This is a genomic window from Psychrobacter sp. ANT_H56B, from assembly GCF_008369245.1.
Classification (GTDB): Bacteria; Pseudomonadota; Gammaproteobacteria; order Pseudomonadales; family Moraxellaceae; genus Psychrobacter; species Psychrobacter cryohalolentis.
Window position 1 is genome coordinate 1 of sequence record NZ_VOBF01000018.1, and the last position, 7,165, is coordinate 7,165.

Annotated in this window: 8 protein-coding genes and 1 pseudogene; 3 read left to right on the plus strand and 6 right to left on the minus strand. The window is 37.5% G+C overall.

Annotation, left to right across the window (positions count from 1 at the left end):
* Both FQ082_RS13040 and FQ082_RS12720 read left to right on the plus strand, forming a co-directional pair.
* Window positions 1-338, plus strand: a 338-nt coding sequence (locus FQ082_RS13040) for a hypothetical protein (RefSeq protein WP_188018961.1), incomplete at its 5' end; no start/stop codon positions are given.
* Between the two features lie 180 nt (window positions 339-518).
* The gene (locus FQ082_RS12720) at window positions 519-758 is read left to right on the plus strand and encodes a type II toxin-antitoxin system RelB/DinJ family antitoxin (RefSeq protein ID WP_149493431.1); all 240 of its coding nucleotides are present in this window, start codon (window positions 519-521) and stop codon (window positions 756-758) included.
* 101 nt (window positions 759-859) lie between these two features.
* Here the strand turns inward: FQ082_RS12720 and FQ082_RS12725 are convergent, their stop codons facing one another.
* The 6 genes from FQ082_RS12725 to mobV form a co-directional block, all read right to left on the minus strand.
* Window positions 860-1,288 carry a BLUF domain-containing protein gene (locus FQ082_RS12725; RefSeq protein WP_149493432.1) on the minus strand — a complete coding sequence of 143 codons (429 nt, stop codon included), beginning with the start codon at window positions 1,286-1,288 and terminating at the stop codon, window positions 860-862.
* A 43-nt stretch (window positions 1,289-1,331) separates the two neighbouring features.
* Entirely contained in the window at window positions 1,332-1,838 is a 507-nt protein-coding gene (locus tag FQ082_RS12730) for a BLUF domain-containing protein (RefSeq protein ID WP_149493433.1), read from the minus strand.
* A gap of 1,152 nt (window positions 1,839-2,990) precedes the next feature.
* Complete coding sequence (locus FQ082_RS12735) at window positions 2,991-3,458, minus strand: hypothetical protein (protein ID WP_149493434.1); 468 nt, start codon at window positions 3,456-3,458, stop codon at window positions 2,991-2,993.
* 18 nt (window positions 3,459-3,476) lie between these two features.
* Window positions 3,477-3,788, minus strand: coding sequence for a mobilization protein MobS (locus tag FQ082_RS12740; protein ID WP_181718009.1), 312 nt, complete (start codon window positions 3,786-3,788; stop codon window positions 3,477-3,479).
* Window positions 3,789-4,061: 273 nt separating this feature from the next.
* Window positions 4,062-5,021, minus strand: a complete 960-nt coding sequence (repM, locus tag FQ082_RS12745) for a replication initiation protein RepM (RefSeq protein ID WP_149493435.1) — start codon at window positions 5,019-5,021, stop codon at window positions 4,062-4,064.
* 522 nt (window positions 5,022-5,543) lie between these two features.
* On the minus strand, window positions 5,544-6,452 hold the full coding sequence (mobV, locus tag FQ082_RS12750) for a MobV family relaxase (protein WP_149493436.1): 909 nt from the start codon (window positions 6,450-6,452) through the stop codon (window positions 5,544-5,546).
* 528 nt (window positions 6,453-6,980) lie between these two features.
* On the opposite strand from mobV, the pseudogene FQ082_RS13085 reads away from it, so the two are divergent.
* Window positions 6,981-7,165: pseudogene (locus tag FQ082_RS13085) on the plus strand (hypothetical protein); the annotation flags it as partial.

Sequence of the window (7,165 nt, forward strand, 5' to 3'; positions counted from 1 at the left end):
TACTGGATACCTACACCCATGAAGGGGTGGTTGAGATACTGGCTGAAAGGCATGATTTAGACTTGTCGGTGTCTACGCTAAGAAGTTATCTCTACCGCTATAAAAAACGGTTAAAGGCGTTATCTGTCGCTACAGATGATTCTAGTCGTCAGGTTAAGATAAAGCAGGAAGCCGTCAAACAAATTTTTATTGATTTGCGGGGTAGTGATCCGATTCAAGAGAACGATACAGACAGTGAGGATGATTCAGACAGGGCACTGACGCCTGAAGAATTACAAGCAGCACTAGATGATATGAAAAGACAGGTTGAAACTGAAAGAAAGGAACAAGCTAGGTAAGTATTCCACTTCTGATATTTATATTATACAAAAAAGCATTGAGCGGAAAGTCATGGTTTTTCTTGGGTGATTAGATGAACAGGGCATCATTGCTAAACCTATTAAAATTCTGAATAATCATTGATATACCTATACCTTTAGTTTACATTGAGCGTACTTAAGTAAATATAAGGTATAGTTATGACTACCACTAATTATAATATCAGGCTCGATCAGGAGCTAAGAGACCGCGCTTTTTCAGTGTTTGAAAGTTATGGGTTAACGCCTTCTCAAGCAATCAAACTGTTTCTGAATCAGGTCGCAGAGACCAATACCGTACCCTTGTCTTTTGATTATCAGTCTAAGCCCAGCAACAGCCCTCTACAGCCAGTGGCAGCACTTGACGGTAGTAACCATACCGAAAACACTTTAGAAGGCTAACAGGCGCAAATAAACCAGGCAAAGGGTCAAAAGCAGATGTTTATTGGGTCAGGATTTTAAAAAGACTGAACACTTAAGAAACTTATATGATTTTGTACTTACTAATGACTCAGGTCACGCATCAAACCACGTATTGATTCGAAACTTAGTAAGTACGGATTAAAATCAGCAGTAGTAGAATACTTAAGATAAATCGCGGCGTTATCTTGGGTTGGTGAGACATAGTTCATTGACCATTTTGACCATTCTCTATGCGCCAACTCCCGAGTTTCAAGTACTTGTAAGTCATCATGCCGTTGATCTGCAATCAGGCTATACAACAGGCGATTAATTCGCGCTCTTGAGCCTTCTATGGTTTGCAGAAATATATTGTCTTTAAAAACCAGCATACCTGTAATGGCGTTGGCAGCATTGTTATGCTGTGCTTGCTGTAAAATCTCACTGATTGCTTTAGCGGACATCTCTTGGGTTGCGCGACTGACATAGGTCATGCTGACTAGAATGTGAGCATCTGATGTATTTTGTGCCATATCTGGTTTCTCATATCAATGGTGTCAAATTCAATAGGCTGATTCAACCCTTGGTTTCTTGTTGCTCAGAGGCGCGTTGTTCTTGAAGTGTTGATAGGGCTTCAATAAACAGCATTATTTGAGACGTACTCATAAGATAAGGGTTAAATTTATTGGTTGCTGAGAACTTCAACACATACTCGTTATCACCATCGTTGGGCGTTAAGTATTTCATCGACCATTTGTTCCAACGTCGCTGTTCAATTTCACGACACTCAACAATCTGCAATGAGAAATGTCGATCATCTTTAATCAGCTCTCGCAATAAGCCATTAATAACCGGTCTTGCGCCCTCAATACTTTGAAGAAAGTAGTTTTCATTAATGACCAATACGCCAGTAATACCAGTGCGCTCATTGTTGCGTTGCGCTTGCTCAAGAATACGCGCTACTTCGATATTCGCATTGCCGGTGTTATAGCGGCTCACATAAGTCAAACGCAGGATAATACGCTCGCCATGATGCATGTTGGCATCATTTTCTTTTGAAACCCCAGTCAATTCTAGCGCCATAGGGTAATTCCCTTAATAAAAGATTGTCGTTATTTGATTACTCATCATCATTATCTGAGATAAGGTTTCTGACTGTAACTAAGAAACGGGTATGAGACAAGCAGGTTAAAGAGGGGATTATGTTAGCAAATATAGATATAGGGCGTTATGCGAGGCTTTCGAGTGAGATAAAAGCGCTGCTTACTTAACGTATATTTTGAGTGGTTTTATAACATTGGTCTGATATATGTAGTCTTTTAGATGGATTTAGAGGCAAATATACTGGTTTTTCTGGGGTATGCCTTTAAAAATACGTAAGCTATTAACAATGTTAGATATCAGAAAAATTAAGATTTGCTCTATAACTATTGTATTCAGGTATTATCATAAAGTAATAAATAAATTTTATGACAATTCAACCTACAACGAAATTTTAGAAGCTATGCTATTTCTATAGGTTTTAGTGATATAGATAAGGCATCAACACTGACTAGTGCTTCTGGGGTATTCTAGAAATCAAACCGCTATGAAAACTTCAAATAGAAGGTAGGCTATGGATAAATATTATATATATTTACAGTTCTTATCTCTGTTTTTAACCTATGCTTTCATTGTTAATATACTGGAAAAGAATAAAATTAAGATAAAGCAACGCATCCTTAATACGGTTATTTATTTTTTTATCATCGGGTTAGCTATATCCTATCCTTATTATAGAGACTACAAAATCCAGTATTTCTTCCTAGCTGCATGCTATCCACTAATAGCATGTATTGGACTTTATAGGATAGAATTTAAAAGTTGAAGCGATGAGAAAATGATTTTTAAAATTTGGATGTAAATACTTGATTGGTTTATAAATAATTTTATTTTTGGGTCAAAATACCATTTAGTAGGCTATTTAATATATTTATAAGTCTTATTAAGCAAGACAATCAGTCGATATTTCAAAGCCTGTATAGCGCACTGAGCATATTCTCATAATAGCGCTTATGATAAATAAAAATAATGATTCAAAAGCTCACTACATGTACACAACGAAGTACACCGCAACTACTTAAATAACTCAAGATACCGATATCATTAGCCTACAGGCAAAGATTCAATTCCTCACTAGGGAACCATACCTTTAGACTGCACTGAATATATATCTTTTAAGCATACAAGTTGAAGCTAAATAATAGTCATGGTTTCCTCTAACAAGCACTCAGGATTACCTTCAGTAAATAATGAAACTTTATTATCTGATGCCTTTACGAACGATCCACCTAAAACCACCTCATCACCAATAGAAAAATTAGTTCCTGACACGTTGAAGCTAGTTCCATCACTACTTATTATAGTAGTTTGGACTGGAAAGATTGGGGTATACTTTTTATTGGAGCCTATGGATACAAACTCTAGGCAGTCTCCATTCCATTCGATATAACCAGAAAAGCCAATCATAGGTATTGGTTCATAATTCTCAATTTTATAACTAAAAAGATCATGCTGATTGAGGCTAGAAATATTAGATTGATATTGTTTCATAAATTCATCAATAGGTTCTTTCTTCTCTAAAGATACATTATCTGTAGTAGCGCAACCTGAAACTGACATTAGAGCCAATACCGTAATTAGTGAAATAAAATGCTTTGACATATATAAGATCCTAAATTGTTAAAGTGTTTCAGATTCTGCTTTGGTTTCGTTATTACTTTCAATGTTAACTGTACCACCAAGCCCCTTTACTAAGTCCGCCATTAAATCTTTATCCGTTTGTCTGGTCAGAAAACTTAATAGGTTGTCAGCTGTATATTCCTTTAGCCCTTGTACAGAATCATTTTCTAAAGCGTCCACAAGAAAAGCACCTAATAGTATTTTTTTTCGTGTCAGCTTCTTATCTAACTTCTTCTTCTCTCTATTTATTCTAAGCTCAAGATCATTAATCTTCTGCTGTTCCTTTAAATCATTACCACCAAGTAAGCTCATAAATTTTCCTTAAAATATTGAAATTGTAATCTTTCCAACTATAGCAACTTCACCAATAGCTAACAATCTATTATGATATAGTTAATTGACAGATGATTGAGTCCCACTGACTAAGTGCGAGTTTTCGACTTTACAAATGTTTAGTCCTAACGGTCACACATTTATAAAATCAAAGCATCGGCAGGGGTAAACCCCCACACCCCCAACACTACAAAAAGACGTAGTGATAAAAAATTAAAAATCTAACTATTTAGTAACACTAAAATAACGCTATTATTTACGCTTTGCAGGTTGATAACCTAGCTTCGCAAGATAGGGCATATACCGTAATTGCTTATCTTCGTCTGCTAGATCACTAGCGATAATAGCGGCAAACTCAGCGGTACTTTTGCCAATAGGCGCATTACTACCAAGTTCAGGTAAGGCGGCAAGCTTGGCGCTGAATGTGCTGATTTGGCTATCAGTCATGTTATGGAATAAGTCAGGGGTGGTAGTATCTCTATTTTTATTCTTAGCTGGGTCGATATGCTCAAGTATTTTCTTTTTCTTGAATGCGAATGAAACGGCAGCAATGGTTTTCCCTGTCTTATGCTGCTCATACTTGACGGTTATGTCTGTATGTTCATTAATCTGTTTAATGCCATGATCTAAAACACGTTTTTTAAAGTCTGACATAGCTTTGTACTGCTCAGGCTTAACACCTAATTTTTTACGCAAGTCATCAATTGCTATCTCCTTGGTCTTACCAACAGATTTCCATTGCATCATCAATTCGTAAAGCCTGATCGCATACTCGCTCTGCAACTCACTAACCTGCTTTAAATCATACTCTGTATACTGCTCGCTTAGCCTTGTTATCAAGGGTATAACGTCATCTGTAAACTGTATTTCGATCATACCGGCAGTATCAATATAAGCTATCTTTTGCACCCAATTAACAAGGTAATGCACTGGCTTTCCTGTCTTTTCATGGATGTCGTCATACTCGAAGTAAGCATCAAATAATCCTTTAGTGGCGCTCTTTAATGCTTTATAAGCTGAATGCTTTTCTACTTTGAATTGTTCCTGATAGCTGCTTGCGTAGATTTGCAGCACCCCTCTAGCATCAATCAGCTTTTTTTGTTCCCTTGCTGCAACAATAGCCAAGAAGATAACGCGCTGTTCAGGGACGCCAAGTGAGTAACTGGCACTGATTAACTTATTATGTTTGGACACTAATTTTTTTCCAGTCATTTTATATGCTCAATGCTAATTTATAAGGTTAATATACCATATAAACGGACACTCTAATATAATTGTCTTCATAAGGTCGCTAAACGTCCCTTTATGGGTCGCTAAACGTCCCTTTATGGGTCGCTAAACGTCCCTTTATGGGTCGCTAAACGTCCCTTTATGGACAATAAGAGTTATGATTGGCAAGGGCTGTAGCGGACTTAAAAGCTTTTAAAAGCTTTAAAAACATTAAAAACATTAAAAACCAAAACCACGCATCTAAATAATCCACTACTAAAACCAAACTTTGAACCATTTAAAAGATTTTCTATGATGATTTTTTGTTTGATAAATTCAGGATCAGGTGTTATTCAACGGTAAAGAAATCTATCCAACGATAAAAATATTAGGGATGGGTATCACCTCCACAGTTAACAATCTTTTAAAGATTGAATTTAAGAATTCCGCGAGGATTGAGACATACCCCGATAATAAGCGATAAGAATCAGCCTATTTGACCACATAATTCGATTTAAGGGCTGTCTAAATCAATTTTGATACCTTCCTAGCATCTAATTTTTTACACCTATCTACAGCTATTTTACAGCTTTCTAGCTGCATTACCTCATTCACCCTAGCAATTTCCTCTTGATTTAACCCTTTAGTCGCCACTAAGTAAGGCTCAACACGCTTTTTCAGGGTGTCATAGCTGTCTTCCGCAATTTTTTTATCTAGTCTCGCCTTTTCGTAGTTCATCAGAATGCTGTTAGCAGCTTTCACCGTCGGTTCTATTTGCTCAATAACGGCTGATATCACTTTCTCACCGTAGCTAGCCTTGCTTTCAAATAATTCAGGTCTAGGCGGTTCGGCTGTGATAGTAAAGTCTCTCGCGTGGTTGATATCGTGGTAATACGCTTTGATGCTGGTATGTTTGGCTTTAGAACCTTCCTTGCCCCTCGTTAGCTCCAAATCAGTAACCGTATTTGCAAAATCAGTCTGCATCTGGCTTAATTTAACCCGACCGCCTAGAAAATCCTTACAGTTCAGCTTCCCTTTTTGGTCAATGGGAACCACATAAGCGACCAGCTGCGGTGTGCTTATGTCCCGATGAATACTCAGACCCGCAATGTTTTCTTTCCCATGCTTAACACTCAGCCACTGACCCGCTCGCTTAAAAAATTCAGTTTCCTTGTCAGTTCCCCAGCCTTCCCATTCAGGACTGGCGGTTATCAAATACTCAATACACAGCACCGCATCAGCGCGTCTTTTTTCAGGAAGTCGGTTTTGTATTGCCTGTTTGACGGCTTCAGGGCTAGCAACGGTATGATGATTTTTAGGGGTGTGATTGGGGTCAGCATTGGGCGTATTTATGGTTCGATAGTTGTGTGCCAGACTGCTGCCAATGTTGCCCATGGTCTTTAATTTTGCCGTCCTTAAAATTGCGTAGTTCATCGCCACTTTTTCCTGATAATTGAGGTTAATTTCACTAAAGAGTACTTACTACACCATAAATTCATTCATTAGAAAAGTAAGATTTTTGACGAAAAAAGAGGTAAAAAAGGGCTATTTAGGGGGTATTTTTCACTTTTTAGAAGCAACGCTGTTTGCAAAATGCAAACACCTTTTCCGTTATAAATCAATGGTTAATATTGATTTTGTTTGCACTTTGCATACATTTTCAAGAAAACCAATTTCATTAAACCTAACAATATCAGCAACTTGGAAGTCCCTTTAGGGTGCGTATGGTGTAGTCATTAAATTGAATAATTTAATGACCAGAAAAAACAGGTAGAAAAATCGGTTATTTTCTACCTGTGGTCAGCTTTTTTAGCAAAAAAGGCTGATAAGAGCGTTACTACCTTATTACGATGCTGTTTTAATGCATAAGTGAGGCAAAGTAGCCTATAATGATGACATTTTACGGTATTCTCCCTACAAAAGACGGGTAAACAGGGTTGATATTTTTATAGGTGGATAACGATGGCGACAAGAACAAAATTTTCAAAATTCCGGTCACTGTATGCGGTGATTGAGGGTTTACTGGATACCTACACCCATGAAGGGGTGGTTGAGATACTGGCTGAAAGGCATGATTTAGACTTGTCGGTGTCTACGCTAAGAAGTTATCTCTACCGCTATAAAAAACGGTTAAAGGCGTTATCTGT

Excerpts from the sequence above, each read along its gene's own strand:
- mobV (WP_149493436.1), bottom strand. The coding sequence starts at position 6,452 with ATGAACTACGCAATTTTAAGGACGGCAAAATTAAAGACCATGGGCAAC.
- FQ082_RS12740 (WP_181718009.1), bottom strand. The coding sequence starts at position 3,788 with ATGAGCTTACTTGGTGGTAATGATTTAAAGGAACAGCAGAAGATTAAT.
- repM (WP_149493435.1), bottom strand. The coding sequence starts at position 5,021 with ATGACTGGAAAAAAATTAGTGTCCAAACATAATAAGTTAATCAGTGCC.
- FQ082_RS12735 (WP_149493434.1), bottom strand. The coding sequence starts at position 3,458 with ATGTCAAAGCATTTTATTTCACTAATTACGGTATTGGCTCTAATGTCA.
- FQ082_RS12730 (WP_149493433.1), bottom strand. The coding sequence starts at position 1,838 with ATGGCGCTAGAATTGACTGGGGTTTCAAAAGAAAATGATGCCAACATG.
- FQ082_RS12720 (WP_149493431.1), top strand. The coding sequence starts at position 519 with ATGACTACCACTAATTATAATATCAGGCTCGATCAGGAGCTAAGAGAC.
- FQ082_RS12725 (WP_149493432.1), bottom strand. The coding sequence starts at position 1,288 with ATGGCACAAAATACATCAGATGCTCACATTCTAGTCAGCATGACCTAT.